Source organism: Collinsella aerofaciens (genome assembly GCF_964243765.1).
Lineage (GTDB): Bacteria > Actinomycetota > Coriobacteriia > Coriobacteriales > Coriobacteriaceae > Collinsella > Collinsella aerofaciens_BU.
In genome coordinates this window covers 266121-289141 of record NZ_CAXTGI010000001.1, presented here as the reverse complement: position 1 = coordinate 289141, position 23021 = coordinate 266121, and the positions used below count along the sequence as shown (strand labels likewise).

Genomic DNA, 23021 nt, shown 5'->3' with positions numbered 1-23021 from the left:
CAGGTAATCCATGGGCGGTTACAGATCGAGGAGGACACGACCATGAAAAAGAAGGCCTTTGCGATTCTCACCCTCTGCATGAGTCTTTTTGCCGCGGTTGCCCTGGTGGGTTGCGGCGGAAGCGGTGGCGCTGCTGGCAGTGGCGGTGGCGGCGGCGCAGAAAAGCCAGCCGTGGATATAAGGACCGACTTCATCTGGTTTAAGGTCGAGGTGCCCGAGGGCGTCGAAATCACGGACGTCGCAGGCGACACGGCCGATAGGGCCCAGTTTAAGTTCACCGAGAGCGAGCACGCCAGCGACCGCTTCATCCCCGTCTTCGACTCTGACAAGAACGCTGACGAGCTGTTCGACTACGAGGCCAAATGGAAGGCCAACTTTGAGTGGACCGAGAATGATCCCGTCAAGTACAACGGCAAGACCTGGCGCAACGCTTCCTATACACACTCGGGCGGCGTGACGACTGAGTACTTCACCGAAGCAGGCGGCGGCAGCGTATACGTGAGCATCGACAACGTCGAGGAGCACAAGGACGCCGTCGAGACCATGATGAAGTCTCTGGAATTTGCCGACGACATCGCCGAAGCCAAGACCGAGGCCATGGACGTCAAGCTCGACGATATCGAGATCAAGCGCTAAGCGACTGGCGAGCGCAACGGGAAACACGGTCGCAGTGCAAACAAGCGACGGTACCCCAGCGCTTCGTACCCAGGGAGGGCCGGTAAACCGACCCTCCCTTTCTTATGCCGGTAGCCGACGAACGCGAGGATGCCGGACGCCGGAACCGCCCCAAATGTGGCAACAGTACGAAAACGATAAACACCCCAACACGTCCGCCCACCGATTTATTGCGCCGCGCAGACAATTAAACCAGCATCTTTAAACATCTGGGCAGTATAGTGACCAAAACTATCGCATAACCGCACCCTGCGAATGGAGGAGTCATGGCCGAACATCATGCCATCAGTCGCCGAGCATTTACGCTGGGCTTAGGTCTTGCGGCGCTGTCGCCGCTTGCAAGCCTGCCAGAAACCGCGGCACCGGGCATTCCCCTGCGAGCGGCATTTGCAGACGACACGCCCAAACCGGCGGACAGCCTCGACAATTTCGTCATTCGCCTTCGCCCCGCGGGCTATTTTCGCACCGCGAGCGTCAACCAAGACGGCAACGTTCGCGGCAACGTCTGCCACCTGTTTAACGACGGCACGTCCAGCAAGCTCATCCTTGAGAACGTAACGACCAAGAATGACGATACAAACTGGTATGCTATCCGCACCTTGCTCAATTTCGAAGAGCATAAAAGACGGGCTACAGCATTTGGTCGGTCGACGACGACTCTGACAAAGATGGAAAGGTCATCCACGTATGGGGCGGCGAGTATGACAACAAGCCCAGCCGCGCTTTTGCGTTCGAGCGTCAATCAAACGGAACCTATATCATCCGAGACCGCACGGTCGAGAAAGAAACCGAGAAAAAAGACATTAAGTACCTGGCAATAGAATCGAACGGCGAAGACCAGGACAACAATAAGATCTGCCATAAGAGTAAGAGCATTCCGTGGGAGCTCGAACTTATCGGTTACGACATGAAAAAGAACGATGCCACGGTTAGCAGCCTCGACTGGATCACGTACAGCAGCTACGTCGATGGGCCATGTTGGATGAAATACGTCGACGACAACAAGTTCCTCGACGAGCTGAGCATCCCGGGTACGCACGATTCGGGCACCTGCAGCGTGGACAACGACACTGAGCCCCAATCCTCGCAAGTAAAATGCCAGCAGGATTACATTCCTACGCAGTTGCTCGAAGGCATTCGCTATTTTGATATCCGGCTCGGAAAGGGCGACGACCCCGGTATCGACCACGGGGATTACTACCTGCTCAAAAAAGACGCGTACTTTATGCATCTTTCCGATGTCATAGGCTACTTCAAAACGTTTTTGAACGAAAACCCGACAGAAGCGCTCATCATGCTGGTGTCACGAGGCAACGACGAGGCTACCGACGAAAGTGTTACGACGGCTTTCGCCAAGGTTTTGGACGACAACCCCAAACTGTTCTATACGTCGAGCCGAATCCCCACGCTACACGAGGTGCGCGGAAAGATCGTTCTGCTGCGTCGATTTAGGCTCGCCGGCAACAGTGTAAGCGGCCACACGTGGGGCCTCGACCTTACCGAATGGGATGACAAGATCAAGGCTCACTCCGACAGCGCCACTATGTGTCTCGTCCAAGACGCGCGGGGCTTTGAAGCCGCGGGGGAAACAGGAGACAAAGAGCCCTATTGCACCAAGGTATACGCCCAGGACAAGTACAAACTCACGGGAACCGACAAGCTCAGCTGGGTCGATAATGCGCTGAAGGAAACGACCGGGCGCACGCGCAACAAGGTGGACGTCGCGGACGATGACGGGGCCAAGGTGCAAGTCCAGGAGCGTTGCTGGTCTATCAACTACACCAGCTGCACGGGCTTGTCGCACGGAGGCAATCCTTTTACCTCGGCACGAGTAGTCAACGAGCATCTGTATAAGAGCCCGTACATCAATCCCAGCGGCATCGAGGATACAAAGTCAGATTACCTCGAGCACATTGGCATCATCGCATCCGACTTTGTTGATGCGGCGCTGGCCCGGAGCATCTACCAGCGCAATTACGATTACGATACACAGCACAAGCAGACAGCTTCGTACTACCTCCCGACCCGCATGCGCATGACGTACGGCGACTCGCTGAGCGATGCCTCGCTCCAGGATGGCAAGACCGTTGGCGAGGGCCATTTCCGCCTTGTCGACAGCAGCAACGTACTCAACGTGGCGGCTTCGGGCCATGCGTTTGCCATTGAATACGTGGATGTTGATGCCCTGGGCAACGAGACCGTTACAAGACTGCAGGGCTTTGTGCCTATCGATATCGATCCACGCGCGCTGACGCCCCATTTTGAGGGACTCGAAGGCCTTAAGGCCGGCGAAGACGTGCGCGCCAAGATTGCGGCATCACTCGAGGGCAAGCTCGAAACCGATGCCTGCACGGCCCAGCTCGAGTTTGTGCACGACGCGGACGGCGCTCCGGGCACGGCAATGGCCGAGGGCGAAACATTTGCCGCAGGAACGTACTGGGTGCGCGTGAACGGTCTCTTGGGCGACGCGGCGCAGAACTACACGCTCGCCAGCGACGGAGCCGCAAGCTTTACCGTAGCGGCCTCGGGCAGTGCAGGCGGCACCGGCAGCGACACGGGTTCCAACGCAGGCGGCGCCGACAAGAACGGCAAGAGCAACAAGAGAGGCCAGGGCAAGAGCTCGGGCGGAAAGCTCGCCAACACGGGCGACGGCTCTGGCGTTGCCGCCGGGCTCGCTGCCGCCGCCGTGGCGACAACGGTCGCAGGTGCAGCAATGCTTGCCAGTGACCGCGACAATACCGAGGACGTTAACGAATAGGCAAGCCAGTCTTTTGGGCGCATTAACTCAATCGGGGCGCAGAATACCGTTCTGCGCCCCGATTTTTACCTTGGCCCGAACGCCGCTATCGGCTACATCACCATGTTCAGAGCTTTCACAAATTCCTGGGCCTTCGCACGGCTACTCAGGCTAAAGACGCAAGCGGTCAACAGCCTGTTACGCAGGGAAACGTCGCGACCCTTGATCCTGTTGACCCCCGTGATGTCCTTAAGGTAGACAATCTCGGTGTGCCTGTCGCCAAAAGTGCCCTTCTTGAGCACCTCGATACGATTGGGGTAGATCTTAACGTCTTTAAACCTACCCGAACCTTTGTCCTGGAATAGCAGCGTGTTGTTGTCCATACGCGTCACTCCCGTGGGGTTCGCTAAAACTGTCTCTATTGCCACATTTTAGTCACCGCAAGGCTCCCATGCGAAGGTGCCAGACAGCACAGCAATTCGTGTCCGCGCGAGGCTTTAAACTAGATGCGATAAAGATGCATTCCACAAGAGGAAAGTGGGGCGACAGTGATGGGCGAACTGGTAAACCGTGGAGAATCGGCAATCGTGCCCGAAGGTTTTTACAAGCAGGTTTCCTCGATTCTCAACGCCGCTCGCGACAAGGCCTATACCGCCGTTAACTTTGCGATGGTTGAGGCGTATTGGGAGATCGGCAAGAGCATAGTTGATGAGCAGGGCGGAGAGGAGCGCGCCAAGTATGGAGAGGCGCTGCTCAAGGCCCTCGCAATCAGACTTACCAAGGATTTTGGTAAAGGTTTTGGAGCAAGAGAGCTGCGCAAAATGCGTCAGTTCTATCTTGCATTTCCAATTCGGGACTCACTGCGTCCCGAATTGAGCTGGACACATTACCGCAGGTTAATACGCATTCCTGACCCCGAAGCTCGCACCTGGTACATGAACGAATGCGCCGACTCTCGCTGGAGCACGCGCCAGCTCGAACGCCAGATCAACACCATGTTCCGCGAGCGCCTACTTGCCAGCAAAGACAAGGAGGCTGTCACCCAAGAAATCCAAAAGAGCGCCCCAGCTCGTCGCCCCGAGGATATCATCCGCGATCCATATGTACTGGAGTTTTTAGGTTTCTCGGACGATACTGCGTTTCGCGAGAGCGATCTAGAGCAGGCGCTCATCACACATCTTCAGAAGTTCCTGCTGGAGCTTGGCCGTGGCTTCGCTTTCGAGGCGCGCCAAAAGCGCATCACCTTTGATGGGCGCCATTTCTATATTGACCTTGTTTTTTACAACTATCTGATGCGCTGCTTCGTGCTCATCGACCTTAAGACCGATGACCTTACGCATCAGGACCTGGGCCAGATGCAAATGTATGTGAACTACTACACGCGTGAGCTCATGAACGAAGGCGACAATCCGCCCATAGGCATCGTGCTCTGCGCGGACAAAAGCGATTCGATCGTCGAGTACACGCTGCCCGAAGACAACGACCAAGTGTTTGCCGCCAAATACCTGCCGTATCTTCCAAGCAAGGAAGAGCTGGCGCGCGAGCTGAGTGCCGAGTACCGCGCCATCAACGAAGCGACCAATGGCGAAACGCAAGGGTAGCAGCACGTTGCGACCGAAACGCCCGCACGCCTGTGAGCCGTCCCGCGCTGCGCTTCCCTACTTCCCAAAGATCGCAGCGAGCAAGCCCTTGCGTTTGGGCTTTTCTTCTCGGTAGGAACCCTCGACGGCGGCTGCAACCTGGCGCGGTTGCTCGCCGCCTCCACGGCGCACGATCTGGTACAGAAACGGCGACTTAACGTATTTGACCTCGATGGGCGTGGCGTGCACGGTGCTCTCGCCGGACAGATGAAGGCTCAGGTTGAGCGGCGCCACGATATGCGTCTCGCGCTTGTCGCTAAACACCACCGCGGCCGCGCGGCCCGTCTGGCCGTTCACGGCGATGCGCACCTGCTCGCCGTCGCGGCTATCCGTCGCCGGACGATCGACAAAGTAGACCGGCACCATCACCAGACCGTCCTTTTGCTTGCGGGCCTTGCGCGCCCACATGCGAATGCTCTTTTTATTGAGCCCCAGTACCGCCTCGGCATCGTTGCCGGCAATGTCGAGCGCCAGCTTATCAATGACCACCTGGTCCTTGGTAGATGCATCGACGGAGACAACGCGAAAGTCGCCCTCCTGCATGGCAGGATCGAACGGCCCCACCTTGCCAAAGTCCCACGGCTCCAAAATGCCCATAAGACGAACGTCCAGGTAGTTTGCCCGCGGATACGCCCAATCGAGTACCTCGTAGTACACCAAGGTCTCCTTGCTCAGGCCCTTGCCCGGGAAGCTCGCCATCATACGCAGGTCCGCCAGCGCCATGGGGAAATAGAAGAGCATCATGTCGTTTTGGATCGCGTCTTCCACGTCGTGCCCGGCAAAGGCATCCGGGTACTGGCGCACCAGCTGCAGCGCGTTGGCACGTGCCTGCTGCGGTGAGATTTCGCAGGGAATACCCTGCTCCGGCACATACTCCGCACCCACGCCCATGGTCAGACGTTTGCTAAACGTACCGGGCTTGAGCAGGTCGGCAATGCCGATCTTGTTGCCGCAGGACGGGCACTCAAACACACGCTGCGTTGACTCGCCCTCAAAGGACGCGCCGCAGAAGGGGCAGGGAATGCTCACGTGCGTGGCTTCTTGGAACTCCTGCGCCGTGCCGCGGTCCTCCCATAGCAGATGCTCCAGAACCGACTGATTGCGCCAGTGCGAATTAAAGAAATACCAGTCCGGGTCCTCCGGGCGCTCGAGCTGCGACACATGGGTGAGCTTAAGTAGCCCATCGACAACCGTCAGCGGCGCATGGCGAATGCCCAAAGCGCTCTTGGGCTCCCCCGCATCGGCCTGCCACGGAACGACCGTGCCGCAATAGGCGCACTCAAAGCTGCGTTTAGCCTGGTGTGAGTACATAGGGCCGCCGCAGTTTTGGCATTTAATGGCAAACATCTCGTCCATGGAAACGTCCTCCTTTGCACAGGGGCTGTCGACATTAAGTATGTCGAGCAAACTGGCACATGCCCATACCCATGTGGCCCAAAATGGACCACCCAGGCAGACGGGAAGGCCTGCTCGTTAGCGCGGGCAGACCATTGCTGCATTTTCTGAGCACCGGCGCACGGTGCGCCCATGCGAGCTACACTATCCCCTTAAACATGATTGTGAGGACGACCGCTATGCTATTTGTAAATCGGCTGGTACATACGCTTGTTCCCGGCAGCGAGGGCGAGCCGGTCGATGCCTCCTGCCGCACCAACGCGGGCTTCGCCGCAAGCCTCATCTGCATTGGCCTCAACATCACCCTGTGCCTGGCCAAGGGCATCGCAGGCCTGCTCGCCGGCTCCGTCTCCCTCATCGCCGACGCTTTCAACAACCTCTCCGATGCCTCGAGCAACATCGTGAGCCTGCTCGGGTTCCGCCTTGCCAGCCGCCCTGCAGACGAAGGCCACCCCTATGGCCACGGCCGCTACGAGTACCTAGCCGGCTTGTTTGTCGCCGTCCTGGTTTGCGCCGTCGGCATCAACCTGATCCTCGAGTCGGTCACTAAGATCATCAAGCCCTCCCCCACCGCCTACACGCTGGTCTCCCTAGCCGCTCTCGTCTTGTCCATGCTCGTCAAATTCTGGATGGCCGCATTCAACCGTGCGCTGGGCAACCGTATCGATTCCGAAACACTCATCGCCACAGCACAGGACTCCAAAAACGACGTCATCACCTCGGGATCGGTCCTGGCCGCAGCGCTTATTTCGCAGACGACCGGCTTTGACCTTGACGGCTGGGCGGGCCTGGGCGTGGGCGTCTTCATCTGCATCAGTGGCATGGGCCTGGTGCGCGACGCCATCAGCCCGTTGCTGGGGCAAGCGCCCGACCCCAAGCTCGTCCAGGCAATCCGCGACAAGATCATGTCCTATCCGCAGGTCTTGGGCACACACGACCTGATGGTGCACGACTACGGCCCCGGTCGTCAGTTTGCCAGCGCCCACGTGGAGATGCCCGGCGAGGGCGACGCGTTTGAACATCACGAGATCCTGGACACCATCGAGCACGACATCAAGCGCCAGATGGGCATTGACATCACGCTGCACTGCGACCCCATCGCGACAACCGGCGATGATTTGCGCGGCTGGGTCAAGCGCGGCATCATGCAGATCGACCCCGCACTCTCCATCCACGACCTGCACGAGCACGACGGGTTCGTTTCGTTTGACCTGGTGCGTCCCGACGGCTTTGATATATCCGACGAGGAGCTGCTGGAGCTCGTCACGCGCATCGTGCACGAGCGCCGGCCCAACGTCTCGTGCGTCGTCACATTTGATTCGGGCTTCAGCTCGCCCGAGCGTCCGGCCGAGCAGCTGTAGCCCACTTACCAGCTAGTTTCCCTGCGCGCCCGAGATGCCGTTTTGTAGGGCGTTCCAGGCATCCGTCGCCATGTCGCCCAAGTTCTGAGCGGTGTCGCCCAGGTTCTGAGCCGTATCACCCAGCTCTTGGGCCTTATCCCCAAGCTCCTGTGCCTTGTTGCTCAAGTCCTCCAGCGTATTGGAGCTCGAGCCGTCGGTACCGCTTTGGCCGTCGGACGAGTTGCCCGAGCTGTTCTTGTGCGTGAGCTGAATTTCGAGGTTGCCGTTGTCGTTATAGTAGGCAGAAGTAACGACCCAGTTGGCATCGACGACGGGCGTTGAGCCATCATCAGTCAGGACCACGGCATTCGAAAGATCGGCGCCGCGCGACTTGAGGATCTTCTTGGCGTTGGACCAGTACTGCCCCGGGATATCGCTCAGATCGACGGTGCCGGACTGGGTAGTCTCAGTTTGCTCGGCAGCGGTATCGGCCGTTGAACTCCCTCGCTTGTTGAGCATGCCCGACACAATGGCAAACACAACCGACAGCGCAAAGAAGATCGCCAGCACGATGAGGATTTTCTTGATCACGCTCGACGAACGCGACGGCTTCTTCTCCTCGTCCTCGCCATATTGCGGAATCGACTTGGGGTACTCGCGATACGGCTCGCGCGACTCGTAGCGAGACTGCGCCGTGCGAGGCATATACGTCGTCTGCTGAGGCTGCGGAATGGGATTTTGCGGCAGGTCATCATAGGGATTCGGCGTCGAGGCGGCATAAGAATCCTGCGGCGCGTAATCAAACGGGTCCGGAGCTGCGTTGCCATAGGGGCCTTGCGAAGATGCAGCGTAAGAATCCTGCGCCGTGTCGCCATAGCCCATAACCCGGGTGGGCTCGGCAGAAGGCTGCGTCGCGGCGGGGTCGGTATAGCCGGGGTTGGGAACAACGCGGGTCGCATCGGCGCTATCGCCAGCCTGCGCGGAACCGTAGCCGCCCATCACGGTTGTCTTGTCCTGATCCATGCAACGATTCCTTTCCGTCGCGCGTGAGCCTCAAGTTATCCATGCATTCTACCCGCGCAAAAGCCTATGATGGGCAGAGCCCGTCGGTATCTACAAGACATGCGCGGGCCTAAGGATAAAAAAGCCCCGCCGGGCCTTGGGAGCGCGACGGGGCGGGCAAGCAGCTATGGGCAACAGGCTTAGAACAGGCCGGTGATGTTGCCGTCGTTGTCGACGTCGATGTTCTCGGCCGCGGGAACCTTGGGCAGGCCCGGCATGGTCAGAACACTGCCAGTCAGTGCGACCACAAAGTGGGCACCGGCGGAAACCTTGAGCTCGCGCACCGTGATGCGAAAGTTCTCGGGAGCGCCCAGGGCCTTGGCGTTGTCGCTAAAGCTGTACTGCGTCTTGGCCACGCACACCGGCAGGTTGCCAAAGCCGTTCTCGCGCAGCTCGGCGAGCTGGCGCTTGGCGGCCGGCGTAAAGTCAACGCCGTCGGCGCGGTAGACCTTGGTGGCAATGGCCTCAAGAGCGTCGGCCACATCGGCGCCGTCCTCATAGGCAAACTTGAGCTCGCTCGGCTGCTCAATCAGACGCATGACCTCATCGGCAAGCTCGAGCGCGCCCTCGCCGCCCTTGGCCCAGACCTCGGAAAGCTTAACGTTGACGCCGAGCTTCTGGCACTCGGACTCGATGAGCGCAAGCTCTGCCTCGGTGTCCGTCGGGAAGCGGTTGATGGCAACCACGCAGGGCAGACCGTAGACATTCTGAATGTTGTCGACGTGGCGCAGCAGGTTGGGCATGCCGGCCTTGAGGGCCTCGAGGTTCTCCTCGTTGAGGTCGGCCTTGGCAACACCGCCGTTGTACTTAAGGGCACGAGCGGTGGCGACGACCACGACGGCGTTGGGACGAACGCCCGTCATGCGGCACTTGATGTCCAGGAATTTCTCGGCTCCCAGGTCGGCACCAAAGCCGGCCTCGGTAATGGCGACATCGCCAAAACGCATAGCCATACGCGTGGCCATGATGGAGTTGCAGCCGTGGGCGATATTGGCGAAGGGACCGCCGTGGACAAACGCGGGCGTACCCTCGAGCGTCTGCACCAGATTGGGCTTGAGCGCATCCTTGAGCAGTGCGGCCATAGCTCCCTGGGCCTTAAGGTCGCGTGCGCGGACGGGCTCGCCGGCATAGTTGTAGCCGACAACGATCTCGCCCAAGCGCTCCTTAAGATCGTTGATGCTCGTGGACAGGCACAGGATCGCCATGACCTCGGAGGCAACGGTGATATCGAAGCCGTCCTCGCGCGGCACGCCCTGGGCCTTGCCGCCAATACCGTCGATGACATGGCGCAGCTGACGGTCGTTCATGTCGACGACGCGCTTCCAGGTGATGCGCTTAACATCGATACCGAGCTGGTTGCCCTGCTGAATATGGTTGTCGAGCATGGCGGCCAGCAGGTTGTTAGCGGCACCGATAGCGTGGAAGTCACCGGTAAAGTGCAGGTTGATGTCCTCCATGGGGATGACCTGCGCCCAGCCGCCGCCAGCGGCACCGCCCTTGACGCCAAAGACGGGGCCGAGCGAAGGCTCACGCAGGGCCACAGCGCTCTTGACGCCGCGACGGCGCAGGCCATCGGCCAGACCGATGGTCGTGGTGGTCTTACCCTCGCCCGCAGGCGTGGGGTTGATGGCAGTCACGAGGACGAGCTTGGCCTGGTGATCGGTCGGCTCGTTGAGCAGGGAATAGTCGACCTTAGCCTTGTCGAAGCCGTACGGAATCAGATGCTTAACGTCGACGCCGGCGTTCTTGGCCACCTCGGTAATGGGCAGCGGCGTGACGGAACGTGCGATTTCGATGTCAGTAGGCATGGGCGGTCCTTTCGTTACCGGATGAGAAAAAGACCAATTCAGCATAGCACGGGCGCGCAATAGTAAAGCACCCGCAACCGACAAACGGCGATATGTTTATCCAATGCTCAGCAATAGCCTACAGACCCGTCCTAAACGGTCGGCTCAATTCCCAAATGCTCAAAGGTGCGAAGCGTTGCCTGGCGGCCCTGGGGTGTGCGAATCATCAAGCCGCACTGCAGCAGATAGGGCTCGTAGACGTCCTCAAGCGTACCCGGGTCCTCGCCCACCGCACTGGCAAGCGTGGTCAAGCCAACGGCACGGCCGGAGAACGTCTTGGCGAGTGTCTCCAAGATACGAATGTCCATCCAGTCCAGACCAAGCTCATCAATCTCGAAGAACTCGAGCGCCTGACGACAAATATCAAGCTCAATAGGACCGTTGCCGCGCACCTGCGCGTAGTCGCGCACGCGCTTGAGCAGACGGTTGGCGAGGCGCGGCGTACCACGCGAGCGTGAGCCGATCTCGAGCGCGCTGGGATGGTCGATCGTCACGCCCAGGATGGTCGCCGAGCGCGTCACAATCTGGGCAAGCTCCTCGACGGTGTAGTAATCCAGGCGATACGAAATGCCAAAACGGTCGCGTAGCGGGCCGGTCAACATGCCCGAGCGAGTCGTTGCCGCCACCAGCGTGAACTTGGGGATATCCAGGCGAATCGAGCGTGCAGCCGGACCCTTGCCGATCACGATATCGAGCGCAAAGTCCTCCATAGCGGGATACAGAACCTCCTCGACCGAGCGGTTGAGGCGGTGAATCTCGTCGATAAACAGCACGTCACCCGGCTGCAAGTTAGTCAGGATAGCCGCCAGGTCGCCGGTACGCGCAATAGCGGGGCCGCTCGTCGTCTTAATCTGAGCGCCCAGCTCGTTGGCGATAACCGTGGCCAGCGTGGTCTTACCCAGACCCGGAGGGCCCGAAAAGATAACGTGGTCGAGCGTCTCGCCACGGCTCTGCGCCGCCTCGATGAGCACGCGCAGGCTCTGCTTGATATGCTCCTGACCGCAATAGTCGTCCAAGCGCTGGGGACGCAGGGTGCGGTCGACATCGAGGTCCTCGGCCGTCAGCTCCGAGCCCACCATGCGCTCGCCGTGCGCCATGGATGCCGCCGGCGAGTTGCCGGGCGTCGCCCACAGGTCCTGAGAGTCATCGGCTTCCCACATCACGCATCCATTCCGAGTCGCTTAAGCGCCGCGCCGAGCAGATCCTCGACACGCATATCCTGCCCATCATACCCGCTCAGGGCGACATCGGTCTCCTGCGGGCTAAAGCCCATGGAGAGGAGCGCCGCGCGGGCGTCATCGATCGCCGAAGGAGCGGCGGCGGGAACCGGCATCGAAACCTGGCCGGGAATCACGTCGACCGGCACAAAGCCCTTGTCATTGGCAAAGGTACTCTTGAGCTCCAGGATCAGACGCTGCGCGGTCTTTTTGCCTACACCGGGAACCTTGGCCATGCCCTTGTCATCCTCGGCCATCACCAGGGAATACAGCTGGCCCACGGTATAGGTGGAAAGCACGGCAAGCGCCAGGCGCGGACCGACGCCCGAGACGGACACGAGCCGATCGAACATCGTGCGCTCGTCCTTGGAGGCAAAACCAAAGAGCGTCATGGCGTCCTCACGCACCTGCATGCGCGTGTAGAGGCGAACCTCGCCGCCAGGCGTCGGCAACGTGGCCGCAGTGCTGCCCGAAATACCGAGCTCAAAGCCCACGCCCGACACATCGACGACGGCCAAGCTCATCGTGGCCTCGACAAGCGTTCCATGGAGCTGGGAAATCATCAGTATCCGGTTCCTCTCTGTTGATAGAACTCGCCACCGGTAAGCGCCCGCGTGCGACTGAGGTTGACGTGACAGATGGCGCAGGCCAGGGCATCGGCGGCATGGTCTGGGTGAGGGTCGTGATCGAGCTGCGTGAGCGTGCGCACCATGTAGGCAACCTGCCGTTTATCCGCAGCGCCCGTACCCACCACGGCCTGCTTGATCTGCATGGGCGTGTATTCGCCTATCTCGAGCGCGCATTCCGAAAGCGCCACGAGCGCGGCACCGCGGGCATGCGCCGTGGGGATGGCCGAGCGAACGTTGGCGCCAAAGTAAATGCTCTCGATAGCAGCGGTATCGGGTCGATAACGCTCCACGACACCCTTGAGGTCGCGGGCGATATGCGACAGGCGCACCGCGAGCGGGCTGCCCGCGCTCGTCTCGATACAACCGTAGGCACGGCAGCGAACCTCGCCGCGCCGCTCCTCGATAATCCCCCAACCCGTATGGGCCAAACCGGGGTCGATACCCAAAATGACCAAGCCAGCCTCCCCTCGTCACCAGCAAAGCACAAGGCAAGGCCCCGCGCATCATTCACGAACGTCTGTTCTAGAATAACACAACGGGGCCAAGACGCTTAGTGAAGTATCGGGGTTGGGAGCGAATCCCATCCCATAGTTAGTTTTGGCTGAAGAATGGGAACTGCCTCGGATCAACCGGCGGGTGCGGCATCGGTCCGCCCTGGGGCCCACCCTGCGGTCCGCCCTGGCCGCCCATCATCTTTTCGATGGCGTCCTGGACCTCGCCCTCAAACTTCTTCATGCCCTCGTGCAGGCGGCGCTGGCCGTCCTCGGAGCGCAGCTCCTCCATCTGCTCGGGCGAAATACCCAGCAGCTCGCCCAAAATGCCCATCATCTCGCCACGCATGCGATCGCTTGTATCCTCGTCGGCAAAGCGGCGCACCTCAGCGCGCGCCAACGAATCGACCGTCATGCGCTCCTTGCCGCTCAGCCCCAGGTCGGACCACGCGAGCATGTACGGCCAGGCGCGCTCGACAAACGAACGGGCCGAGACGATCGGCGCCGCCGGCAGCTGGCGGCGAGCCGCCTCTCCCTGGCGCACGAGCATCAGCAGCAACGAACACGCCTCGGGCTTGCCGGTGGCCATTGGGATGTCGTCGAAGGGTCGGTTGCGGTCCACGTGCGACTCAAGCGCACCATCGACCTCGCCCGGCTCAAGCCCGCCAAGCAGCTGCGCCGCGCGGTCGAGCATGTCGACCGGACCGTCAAGCGTCGAGAGCGCTTGCGCCAGCACGCGCTCCATGCAATCCTCCACCGCGTTGAGCGTCACGAGCTCCTGCGGCACCACGGCAGACGTACGGTTGCGCACGCGCGCCACAAACTCGAGCGTCGACAGGTATACGTCGCCAAAGGGTGCGTAATCGCCCTGGTAGCCACCGCAAAGTGCCGGTGCCGCCAACGCGTACTCGGTCTTGGAAAGCGGGCTCAACGCCATCGCGCCCAGCTCGAGTGCCGTGTCCTCCAGCATGAGACCCAGCGTGCGAGAGCGCAGGCGCTCGGCGTCGCCCGCCGACACATCGCGGTCGAGCACACGCGCGGCATCCGGCGCATCGCGCTCAACCGTGCGAATATGTAGGCGCTCGGCAATCGCGCGGACGGCGGCACAGCGAGCAGCCTCGGCCTCCTCCTGCGCCGGCGTAAAGATGCGGTTGCGTCCCAGCACCAGGCCGACCACATTACGCGGACCCAGGGCGTCAACGGCAAGCGCCGCCAGCAGGGACGACGGCAGATCGCCCTCGAGCGCCACCACGGCGCGCGACGTACCGCGGGCGCGGGCGTTATCGCGAACGGCGAGCACCAGCGCCTGCCACAACCACTCCTCGGAACGAAACTCGGGCAGCTCGTGATCCTCCAAGGCATCGAGCATCACACCGCGCTGAATCTCCTGAACCAGTAGGCTCTCCTCAAAACACGGCGCTTGGGCCACCACGCGGCCGCAGTCGTCGAGCACAAACGAGCCGCCGGTATACACCGACTCGTCGTACGCACCGACCGGCGCCATGCAGGCAAACCACACGCTGCGCTTGGAGGCGATCTTGCGGTAGGCTCCGCTGCGCACGGCGGCGATCGCGGCGGTCTCGCGGTCGGTCATATCGAATGCGTTGAACTGGAAATACGCAATGAGGTCGACGCCGGTCGGCAGCATCTCGAGCTCGCGGTCCAGGTCGAAGATCACCGCGATGCGCACGCCGTCCACGTCGAACACCGGCGGCGCCCAACGCGCGTCGTTGTTCTCGCCACGCTGCAGGGCAATGCTCGAACGGGCCGGTACCACATGGCCGTCCTTGAGCATCATGTAGTCGAGCAGGGGCTGGCCCTCAAACGAAACCGCCGCGGGCACGATGCAGATCATATCGAGCTCTTGGATACGCTCGGCGACGCCGGTCAGACCCGTCAGCATGTCGTGCTCAAAGTCGGCAGCGCCCACCAGGCCGCCGGGCAGGGCCCCCATAAAGAGCGGAGCCGGCACGCACAGCACGCGCGCACCGCGCTCGTGGGCCAGGCGCGCCTGGTCCTCGATGCGACCGCAGATACCCTCAATATCACCCAGGCGCATATCGATCTGTGCAAGTGCGAGCTTCATGGCTCAGCCCTTTCCGTCGTAAACCGTCGCTATCGCAGTAAAAGCGCCGGCCGCATGATGCAGTCGGCGCTCGCATGTGCATATGCTAGCTATGATACCCCGAGCGGGGGCGCGCTCCTAGAACGTCGCGGACCACAGCCCGTGCAGGTTGCAATAGGCATAGACGGTACCGGTCTTGGAACCGCCGGCAAAAAACGTCGCAGGCTTCATGCCGGGCTGGAGGTAATGGACCTCCAGACGGCCCTCGGCCTCAAGGGCGATCCACTCGATGTAGTGCTCGGGCACCATAGGATGCTCGACCGAGCCCACGCGTGCGCGGATCACGTGACCGTCGCGCTCGCTCTCAACGACGGGCACGTGCTTCTCGTGCGCCGCGTCCTCGGTGTTCGCGGTCAGCTCCGTGCAGCCGGCAGGGGTTGCAACGTCGTTGCCAAGGGCGGCAATGAGCTTGCCGTCGGGGTCCTTAAAGAATTTCGCCATGATGTTCTCCTTTGCTGATGTGCCGGTGTTCTCGATGCTTCTTATGCCCAAAGGCAGGCGAACCATCCACGGCATGGCAAATGAACACATAACGAGCGAGACTAGCGCCCGTCGCCGCCGAGCAGCGCCAGAACATCCTCGCGGGTAAACAGCGCCGACGAGATGCCGTCGCCGCCGAGCATGCTATTGACCAGGTCGCGTTTGGACTCCTGCATCTGCATGATGCGCTCCTCGATCGTGTCCTTGGCGATGAGCTTGTACACGGTCACGGTATGTTGCTGGCCAATACGGTGCGCACGGTCGGTCGCCTGGTCCTGCGCGGCCACGTTCCACCACGGGTCGTAATGGATGACCACGTCGGCAGCCGTCAGGTTAAGGCCCACGCCACCCGCCTTGAGCGAAATCAAGAACACCGGCACCTCGCCCGCTTGGAACTGCGCGACCATCTTGGCGCGGCTCTCCTTAGACGAAGCGCCCGTGAGCTTAAGAAAGCCGACGTCCTCCTTGGCCAAGCGCTTGCCGATAATATCGAGCATGCCCGTGAACTGGCTGAACAGCAGAATGTGGTGCCCGCCGTCGAGCGCACCGTGCACGAGTTCCATGCAAGCGTCGAGCTTGGCGCTTCCCGCCTTGTAGTCCTCGTAGTGCAGACGCGGATCGCAGCAAATCTGGCGCAGCTTGGTGAGCTCGGCGAGCACCTTGAGCTTGTCTTTCTTAAACTCGGATGCCTCACGATGCTGCACCTGCTGGGCGATGCGGTCTTGGTTGGCCAGGTAAAGCTTGCGCTGCTCGCCGGTGAGCTGTGCCATGACGGTGTCCTCGATCTTCTCGGGCAGGTCTGCCACCACGTCTTCCTTAACACGGCGCAGCACAAACGGCGACACGAGCGACTGTAGGCGAGCGGCGCTATCGCCCTCGGCATGCTCGATGGGGCTCTCAAAGCGCTTGGCAAACGACTCGCGCGTCCCCAAAAGGCCCGGCATCAAGAAGTCGAAGATGCTCCAGAGCTCGGACAGGCGGTTTTCGATGGGCGTGCCCGTCAGGGCAAAGCGCACGCCGGCCGGCAAGCGCTTGGCGGCGCACGCCACCTGCGTGAGCGGGTTTTTAATGTACTGGGCCTCGTCGAGCACGACGCGGGCAAAGTCCTGCTCGGCATACTCGTCGATATCGCGCCGCATAAGGTCATACGACGTCACGACCACGTTATGCTCGGCCACGCCGGCGATCTGCACACGACGCTGAGCCTTGGCGCCCACGATGGCGCACACATCGAGCGACAGGGCAAAGCGCTCCAGTTCGGCGGTCCAGTTGTACACAAGCGACGCAGGGCACACCACAAGCGTGGGCTTAGTGTCCCCCGCCTCCACGCGCGCCAGGATATGTGCGATCATCTGCAGCGTTTTGCCCAGGCCCATATCGTCGGCCAAGATACCGCCGAGGCCCAGGTGCTCGAGCGAACCGAGCCACTGGTAGCCGTCGACCTGATAGCCGCGCAGTGTGGCCTTGAGAGACGCCGGCACCGTAAAGTCCATCTTGCCGAGCGTATCCAGGCGCTCGACGGTGCGGCGGAACGCGGCGTCGCGATCGGCCTCGAGCGCCGGCGTGCGCGCGAGCATGCTATCGACAAACAGGGTACTCGACGCGGGAAGCGACACGCCATCGAGCAGGTCGACGGCGTCGACACCCAGGTCCTCGGCAAGACCAAACGCGGCGCGGGCACCCTCGTCCAGGCGTACAATGTCGCCGGACGTCAGGCGCGCAAACGTCTGGTGGCGCTTGTACGAGTCCAGATAGATGGCAAGATCTGCCGCCGAAAGACCGCTCGCGCCCAGTTCGACATCGAGCAGGTTGCTCTTGACGGTCGCGCGCACCGAAAGCTTGGGCGCAGGGCGCACCGAGATCTGGCGCAGGCGGTCGCTGAGCATGACCTCGCCCAGCTCGGACAGGGCGGAAAGACCCTCGGTCAACAAGTGGAACAGGCTCTCGTCATCGCGTTCCTCAAACGCCAGGCCGCCCTCGTGGAAATCGAAGTACATGGCAGCCGTGTCCATAACGCGAAACTCTGCCACCTCGTCGCGCGGCGGCACGCCAGGACGCTGGTCTTCGAAGGGGCTTCCCGGAGCGCCCAGGCTAAAGAGATCTGCCGACCAGTCGCCGTAGGTAACCGTAATTGTGCAGGTCACGAGCCCATCGTCGACACCGATTGCCATGGCAAAGCTCGGCTCGGGCGCCACGGTGTCGAGCACGGCGGGAGCGGTGAGGTCAGTGTATTCGCGCAGCACGGGCAGCGCCATGCGGCAGAATTCGCCCACCTGCTCGGCGGCGATATGGACCGGCGTGCGACAGGGCAGCAGACGCGACAGAAACGGTGCGGCATGCTGGGCAAACGCCGCATCGGCGCGGCGCGCGCGGTGCGTGTCAACCAGATAGGCAACGTCGCCCGAGACAAAGCAGTACATATCGGCGGGCAGGCGCAGGTCGTAGCTACCACCGGCCGCCGGCGCGATCTTGGCGGCAAGGAGCGGCGGTTGTTTTGCCGAGGCCTCGTCCTCCCCCACCGGCGACGACTCAACCGCCACCTCGTAGGAACGATGCGTCGTCGTTCCCCGCGACCAAGCGGGCTCGAAGGAAATGGTCCGGCCGCGCAGCAGGTCCAGCATGTATACGATGTCATGCTCGGACAGCGGCAGCTGGCGCTCGGCGACAAAGCCGCTGCGTGCAAAATCGTACGACGCCGAACGCGAACTCGTGATGTCGCTCAGATACACAACCGTTGCCACAACAAGGTCGAGCAGACGCACCGAAACCTCGTCAAAGGCCTCAGGCGTATGGAGGAATGTGAGCTTCTTGCCGTACGAGAAGGTGCCGCCTCGGACATAGGCGTCGGCCATGCCGTCGATATCCTTGACCACGTAGGACACCGAACCGCAGCGAATGCGGAACTCGAGCGCCCAGCTAAAGCGGTCGGCGAACAGCGGATTGTAGTACGGCACCAACGAGGGCTCCAACGCCGCTTTGGGGGCGTCGGGGTCGACAGTGCCGGCGAGCTTGCGGCGCATGCCCGCCAACTCATCCATGCGCGCGTCCGAAAGATCGGAGAGCGCCGCCATGAGGCTCGGGCTCGTGGGAACTGGCGCCGGGAAGGGAAAGTTAGGGTTGACCGCCGGCGCGGTGGACGCGGGACGCACGGCTTGCTTGGGCGCCGCCGAAAACGTGCGGACCGGCGTGCGCAGGCCCTCGACGGGCTCGGTGCCGCTTGCGTCCAGATACGCAAGCGCCGTGGCGATAGCGTGCTTGCACATGCCGGGGTAGCGATAGGCAGCGGGGCAATCGCAGTCGTAGTCGATCACCTCATGCTCGTCCATATCGAGCGCCACGCGCGTCTTGTACAGGTCGCCGCGCGAGCCGCGCACCGAACCCTCAACCGTCACGTTTTTGGAGAAGCGCGAGCCGCTGTCCTCAATCGACAGCACGGCGCCGTTGAGCATGAGCGAGCGGCCCTTCATAAAGGTGCCGCTCAGCGCCGCCTCTTTCCGGAGCGCCTGCACAAACGTCCCCTGTGCCATCACTTCCTCCAATCTCGCGCGGACCAGCAACGCCGTCCCTAGATAACCGTCACGCGACCTTGGTTACCGACGATGGCCTTGGCCTCGGCCAACAGCGGAATCGAGCGCGCGTTGACCTTGGCAGGTACCTCGGCGCGCAGCACGCGCCCGTCCACCTGCTCGATAAAGATCTCCACGCGGTCGCCGCCCGGGTTAGCGGTGAGCACCGTGGCCAGGCGCGCCATATTGCCCTGGCTAAAGCGGCTGTTGGGCACCATGACCTCAAACACCTTGGGCTTGTTGTTCTCCTCGTTGAGCTCAAGCGGCACGATCTCCTGCGCGATGATCTGGTCGCCGCGGTCCGAGCGCTCGAGCTTGCCCTTAATGCGCACAAACGCATCGGACAGCTGCACGCCGGTCTCGGGATCGACCTCGCCGTACAGATACCCCTCGGCCTCCTTGTAGGTCTTGGGGAACACCACGACCGTGGCCTCGCCTTCCATGTCCTCGAGCTGCACGATGCCCATGGGGTCGCCGTTTTTGGTCACGCGCTTGGACACGCTCGAGACCATGCCGGCCCACCACAGCGCCTTGCCCTCGGGAATCTCCTGGTTGATGGTACCGCCCGTGGGGTTTTGCACCTCGTAGCCGGTATCGATCTGCGAGAACGAGAAGTCGCGTGCCTTGGCTAGTGCATACTCAAACGGGCGCAGCGGGTGGTCCGAGACATAGATGCCCAGAACCTCCTTCTCCTGGCTCAGCTTAAGGTGGCGGTCCCATTCCTGGCCATCCGGATCGGGCACACTCACCTCAAAGCCCGAGCCCTCAACGTCGCCAAACATATCGAAGAACGACGTCTGGCCGCTCGCACGATCCTTCTGGCGCTTCACGGCGGCATCGATGATGTTCTCAGGGTTGTTCTTATCCACAAAGTGCATCATCTGGCGACGCGGATACCCCGTGGAGTCGAAGGCGCCTGCCTTGATGAGCGATTCGATCACACGGCGGTTGGCCTGGCTCGAGTCCACGCGCTCGACAAAGTCGTGCAGCGTCTTAAACGGACCGCCCGCCTCGCGCTCGGCGATAATCGCCTGCGCCACGCCGGTGCCCACGCCGCGGATGCCAGCCAAACCAAAGCGCACGCCTTCCTTGGTAGCCGTGAACTCGGTACCGGACTCGTTGACATCTGGCGAAAGCACGGGGATGCCGTCGTGACGGCACGCCGAGACGTAATGCACGATCTTGTCGGTCTTGCCCGTATAGGACGTCAGAACGGCCGCCATGTACTCGTGCGGATAATGCGCCTTGAGCCACGCCGTCTGCATAACCAGGATGGCGTAGCCGGCGGAGTGCGACTTATTAAAGGCGTAGGACGCGAACTCGAGAACATCGTCCCAAATCTTCTGGGCGACCTCGCGCGTGTAGTTGTTCTTGATGGCGCCGTTCATCCAGTGGTCGTAGGTGGTCTCGTCCGAGCCATCCTCCCAGTGGAGCACCGTCGACGTGAGCAGTTTGATCTTTTTCTTAGCCACGGGCTTACGGATACGCGAGTCCGATTCGCCCTTGGAGAAGCCGCACATCTCGACGGAGATGAGCATAACCTGCTCCTGGTAGACCATGGTGCCGTAGGTTTCGCCCAGGATGTCGTCCAGACGGTCGTCGTAGGAGACGGCCGGTTCCTTGCCGTTCATGCGGTTGATGTAGGACGAGACCATGCCGGCGCCCAGCGGGCCCGGGCGGTACAGGGCGATCAATGCCACGACATGCTTGTACTCGGTGGGCTTCATGTTCTTGATCGTGGCCGTCATGCCGGCGGACTCGACCTGGAAGACGCCGGCGGTGTGACCGGAGCCCATGAGCTTAAAGATCTCGGGGTCGTCAAAGGGAATCTCTTCCTCTTTGATGTCGATGCCGAAGTTCTTTTTGATGTTGGCCTTGGCCTTAGAGATAACCGTCAGCGTGCGCAGGCCTAGGAAGTCCATCTTGAGCAGGCCCATGTCGGCAACGGTATGGCCCTCGTACTGGGTAATCTCGACGCCGCCCTTGGTATCGAGCTTGGTGGGCACATGCTCGTTGACGGGGTCGCGGCAGATCAGAACGGCGCACGCGTGCACACCCTCGCCACGGGTGAGGCCCTCGATCGAGAGCGCCGTGTCGATGATGCGGCGGGCGTCGTCATCTTTTTTATAGGCCTCGGCAAAATCGGGGTTAAACAGATCCTCTTTGCCGGGTTGCTTTTCGAGCACCTGCTTGAGCTTGACCTTGGGGTCGCTCGAGACCATCTTGGACAGGCGCTGGCCCATGTAGACCGGGTAGTCCAGGACGCGCGCGGCGTCGTTGATGGCCTGCTTGGCCTTAATGGTCGAGTAGGTGATGACGTGGGTGACCTTCTCGGGGCCATAGAGCTGGCGAACGTGCTCCACGACCTCGAGGCGCCGCTCATCGTCGAAGTCCATATCGATATCGGGCATCTCGGTACGCTGCGGGGACAGGAACCTCTCGAACATCAGGCCGTTCTCGAGCGGGTCGAACGCGGTGATGTTCATGGCGTAGGCGACGATAGCGCCGGCGGCCGAGCCACGGCCGGGGCCGACGCCGATGCCGTTGTCCTTGGCCCATTGCACGTACTCGGCGACGATCAAGAAGTAGGCGGCAAATCCCTTGTCGCAGATGACTTTGTATTCGTACTCAAAGCGCTCTTTGATGTTGACGCCGCCGATCTCGCGCGTGGCCCAGTCGTCACCATAGTGCTGGCGCAGGCCTTTCTCGCACTCGCGGCGGAACTGGCTCTCGTGCGTCTCGCCGGGATCGAGCAACGGGAAGCGCGGCAGGATGATGGAGTCCCAGTCCAGCTCAACGTAGCACTTGTCGGCGATCTCGAGCGTATTGTCGCAGGCCTCGGGGCAATACGGGAACATCGCCCGCATCTCCTCCTCGGTCTTCATGTAAAACTCCGAGCCGGTCATGCGCATGCGGTTGGGGTCGTCGACCTTGGCGTTCATGCCAATGCACATGATGACGTCCTGCACGGGCGCGTCCTCGCGACGCAGGTAGTGGAAGTCGTTGGTGGCGATGACCTTGACGCCCACCTGCTTGGCGATGTCGATGAGCGTGCGGTCCATCTGCTCGTCGGTCAGGCCGTTGTCGGTGGTGATGCCGTGTTCCTGGATCTCGATGTAGAAGTCGCCGGGCTCGAAGGTGTCACGGAAGGTCTCGGCCCACTTGATGGCGCCCTCCATGTCACCGCGGTCGATGTACTTGGGGATGATGCCCGCGATGCAGGCGCTCGTGCAGATCATGCCCTTGGCGTGGCGGCGCAGGTTGTCGAGCGTCACGCGCGGCTTGTAGTAAAAGCCCTGCACGGCGGCCTCGGAAACCGTCTGCATCAGGTTGACGTAGCCCTCCTGGTCCTTGGCCAGAAGGATCATGTGGTAGAGCTCGGGCTTGTGGTCGCGAGCAAGGGTCTCGTCCGGCGTAAAGTAGACCTCGCAGCCAAAGATGGGCTTGATGACCAGGGGCGGCTTGAGCTCGTCGATGTTGCCCTTCTCGTCCCACATGGCCATGTCCTTCACATACTGGGCATGCTCGCGCGGGTTTTCCTCGGGATCGGGCTCCACCAGCTCGTCGCGGCGGTCCTTTTCCAGGAAGGCCTTGTCGTGGCTCCAGGTTTTGTACTCGGGCGTGTTGTGGTTGACGGCGTCGCAGGCCAGCGCCAGGTCGGGCACGCCGTACATGTAGCCGTGGTCGGTAATGGCCACGGCGGGCATGCCCAGCTCAACGGCACGGTTGACCATATCCTGGATACGGGTTGCGCCGTCGAGCATGGAAAAGACAGTGTGGTTGTGCAGATGGACGAATGCCATGTGATGAGCTCCGA

At 61.4% G+C, this 23021-nt stretch carries 16 protein-coding genes; 5 read left to right on the top strand and 11 right to left on the bottom strand.

Features of this window, described 5'->3' with window-relative positions; translation table 11 throughout:
- Positions 1-42: 42 nt before the first annotated feature.
- The 3 genes from ACESSC_RS01265 to ACESSC_RS01255 all read left to right on the top strand — a co-directional run bounded on the left by ACESSC_RS01265 (position 43) and on the right by ACESSC_RS01255 (position 3433).
- On the top strand, positions 43-636 hold the full coding sequence (locus ACESSC_RS01265) for a hypothetical protein (RefSeq protein WP_373160918.1): 594 nt from the start codon (positions 43-45) through the stop codon (positions 634-636).
- Positions 637-941: 305 nt separating this feature from the next.
- On the top strand, positions 942-1496 hold the full coding sequence (locus ACESSC_RS01260; protein WP_373160917.1) for a hypothetical protein: 555 nt from the start codon (positions 942-944) through the stop codon (positions 1494-1496).
- Between the two features lie 86 nt (positions 1497-1582).
- On the top strand, positions 1583-3433 hold the full coding sequence (locus tag ACESSC_RS01255; protein ID WP_373160916.1) for a phosphatidylinositol-specific phospholipase C: 1851 nt from the start codon (positions 1583-1585) through the stop codon (positions 3431-3433).
- A 92-nt stretch (positions 3434-3525) separates the two neighbouring features.
- Here ACESSC_RS01255 and ACESSC_RS01250 read toward each other — a convergent pair whose 3' ends face one another.
- Positions 3526-3795 carry a hypothetical protein gene (locus ACESSC_RS01250; RefSeq protein ID WP_117639757.1) on the bottom strand — a complete coding sequence of 90 codons (270 nt, stop codon included), beginning with the start codon at positions 3793-3795 and terminating at the stop codon, positions 3526-3528.
- A 168-nt stretch (positions 3796-3963) separates the two neighbouring features.
- On the opposite strand from ACESSC_RS01250, the gene ACESSC_RS01245 reads away from it, so the two are divergent.
- Positions 3964-5013, top strand: a complete 1050-nt coding sequence (locus ACESSC_RS01245) for a PDDEXK nuclease domain-containing protein (RefSeq protein WP_117564489.1) — start codon at positions 3964-3966, stop codon at positions 5011-5013.
- Positions 5014-5070: 57 nt separating this feature from the next.
- Here ACESSC_RS01245 and ACESSC_RS01240 read toward each other — a convergent pair whose 3' ends face one another.
- Positions 5071-6408: a TFIIB-type zinc ribbon-containing protein gene (locus ACESSC_RS01240; RefSeq protein WP_117778466.1), complete on the bottom strand. Its 1338-nt coding sequence runs from the start codon at positions 6406-6408 to the stop codon at positions 5071-5073.
- Between the two features lie 218 nt (positions 6409-6626).
- On the opposite strand from ACESSC_RS01240, the gene ACESSC_RS01235 reads away from it, so the two are divergent.
- A complete protein-coding gene (locus tag ACESSC_RS01235) occupies positions 6627-7808 on the top strand; it encodes a cation diffusion facilitator family transporter (RefSeq protein ID WP_117803033.1) in 1182 nt (393 codons plus the stop codon).
- A gap of 12 nt (positions 7809-7820) precedes the next feature.
- Here ACESSC_RS01235 and ACESSC_RS01230 read toward each other — a convergent pair whose 3' ends face one another.
- The 9 genes from ACESSC_RS01230 to dnaE form a co-directional block, all read right to left on the bottom strand.
- Entirely contained in the window at positions 7821-8810 is a 990-nt protein-coding gene (locus ACESSC_RS01230; protein ID WP_373160915.1) for a hypothetical protein, read from the bottom strand.
- A 179-nt stretch (positions 8811-8989) separates the two neighbouring features.
- Positions 8990-10657 carry a formate--tetrahydrofolate ligase gene (locus tag ACESSC_RS01225; protein ID WP_373160914.1) on the bottom strand — a complete coding sequence of 556 codons (1668 nt, stop codon included), beginning with the start codon at positions 10655-10657 and terminating at the stop codon, positions 8990-8992.
- Between the two features lie 131 nt (positions 10658-10788).
- Positions 10789-11856: a Holliday junction branch migration DNA helicase RuvB gene (ruvB, locus tag ACESSC_RS01220; protein ID WP_022095140.1), complete on the bottom strand. Its 1068-nt coding sequence runs from the start codon at positions 11854-11856 to the stop codon at positions 10789-10791.
- Positions 11856-12476 (bottom strand): Holliday junction branch migration protein RuvA, encoded by a 621-nt coding sequence (gene ruvA / locus ACESSC_RS01215; RefSeq protein ID WP_373160913.1) that lies wholly within the window; start codon positions 12474-12476, stop codon positions 11856-11858. Before ruvA ends, ruvB begins: the two co-directional genes overlap by 1 nt.
- Positions 12476-12997 (bottom strand): crossover junction endodeoxyribonuclease RuvC, encoded by a 522-nt coding sequence (ruvC, locus tag ACESSC_RS01210; protein ID WP_035137351.1) that lies wholly within the window; start codon positions 12995-12997, stop codon positions 12476-12478. Before ruvC ends, ruvA begins: the two co-directional genes overlap by 1 nt.
- A gap of 136 nt (positions 12998-13133) precedes the next feature.
- Positions 13134-15119, bottom strand: a complete 1986-nt coding sequence (locus ACESSC_RS01205) for an NAD(+) synthetase (RefSeq protein ID WP_373160912.1) — start codon at positions 15117-15119, stop codon at positions 13134-13136.
- 117 nt (positions 15120-15236) lie between these two features.
- On the bottom strand, positions 15237-15599 hold the full coding sequence (locus ACESSC_RS01200; protein ID WP_117862021.1) for a desulfoferrodoxin family protein: 363 nt from the start codon (positions 15597-15599) through the stop codon (positions 15237-15239).
- A gap of 101 nt (positions 15600-15700) precedes the next feature.
- Positions 15701-19165, bottom strand: coding sequence for a DEAD/DEAH box helicase (locus ACESSC_RS01195; RefSeq protein ID WP_373160911.1), 3465 nt, complete (start codon positions 19163-19165; stop codon positions 15701-15703).
- 38 nt (positions 19166-19203) lie between these two features.
- Positions 19204-23007 carry a DNA polymerase III subunit alpha gene (gene dnaE / locus ACESSC_RS01190; RefSeq protein ID WP_373160910.1) on the bottom strand — a complete coding sequence of 1268 codons (3804 nt, stop codon included), beginning with the start codon at positions 23005-23007 and terminating at the stop codon, positions 19204-19206.
- Positions 23008-23021 lie beyond the last annotated feature (14 nt).

Excerpts from the sequence above, each read along its gene's own strand:
- ACESSC_RS01250 (WP_117639757.1), bottom strand. The coding sequence starts at position 3,795 with ATGGACAACAACACGCTGCTATTCCAGGACAAAGGTTCGGGTAGGTTT.
- ACESSC_RS01265 (WP_373160918.1), top strand. The coding sequence starts at position 43 with ATGAAAAAGAAGGCCTTTGCGATTCTCACCCTCTGCATGAGTCTTTTT.
- ACESSC_RS01260 (WP_373160917.1), top strand. The coding sequence starts at position 942 with ATGGCCGAACATCATGCCATCAGTCGCCGAGCATTTACGCTGGGCTTA.
- ACESSC_RS01230 (WP_373160915.1), bottom strand. The coding sequence starts at position 8,810 with ATGGATCAGGACAAGACAACCGTGATGGGCGGCTACGGTTCCGCGCAG.
- dnaE (WP_373160910.1), bottom strand. The coding sequence starts at position 23,007 with ATGGCATTCGTCCATCTGCACAACCACACTGTCTTTTCCATGCTCGAC.
- ACESSC_RS01240 (WP_117778466.1), bottom strand. The coding sequence starts at position 6,408 with ATGGACGAGATGTTTGCCATTAAATGCCAAAACTGCGGCGGCCCTATG.
- ACESSC_RS01255 (WP_373160916.1), top strand. The coding sequence starts at position 1,583 with ATGAAAAAGAACGATGCCACGGTTAGCAGCCTCGACTGGATCACGTAC.
- ACESSC_RS01205 (WP_373160912.1), bottom strand. The coding sequence starts at position 15,119 with ATGAAGCTCGCACTTGCACAGATCGATATGCGCCTGGGTGATATTGAG.
- ACESSC_RS01200 (WP_117862021.1), bottom strand. The coding sequence starts at position 15,599 with ATGGCGAAATTCTTTAAGGACCCCGACGGCAAGCTCATTGCCGCCCTT.
- ACESSC_RS01225 (WP_373160914.1), bottom strand. The coding sequence starts at position 10,657 with ATGCCTACTGACATCGAAATCGCACGTTCCGTCACGCCGCTGCCCATT.
- ACESSC_RS01195 (WP_373160911.1), bottom strand. The coding sequence starts at position 19,165 with ATGGCACAGGGGACGTTTGTGCAGGCGCTCCGGAAAGAGGCGGCGCTG.
- ACESSC_RS01245 (WP_117564489.1), top strand. The coding sequence starts at position 3,964 with ATGGGCGAACTGGTAAACCGTGGAGAATCGGCAATCGTGCCCGAAGGT.
- ACESSC_RS01235 (WP_117803033.1), top strand. The coding sequence starts at position 6,627 with ATGCTATTTGTAAATCGGCTGGTACATACGCTTGTTCCCGGCAGCGAG.
- ruvB (WP_022095140.1), bottom strand. The coding sequence starts at position 11,856 with ATGTGGGAAGCCGATGACTCTCAGGACCTGTGGGCGACGCCCGGCAAC.
- ruvA (WP_373160913.1), bottom strand. The coding sequence starts at position 12,476 with ATGATTTCCCAGCTCCATGGAACGCTTGTCGAGGCCACGATGAGCTTG.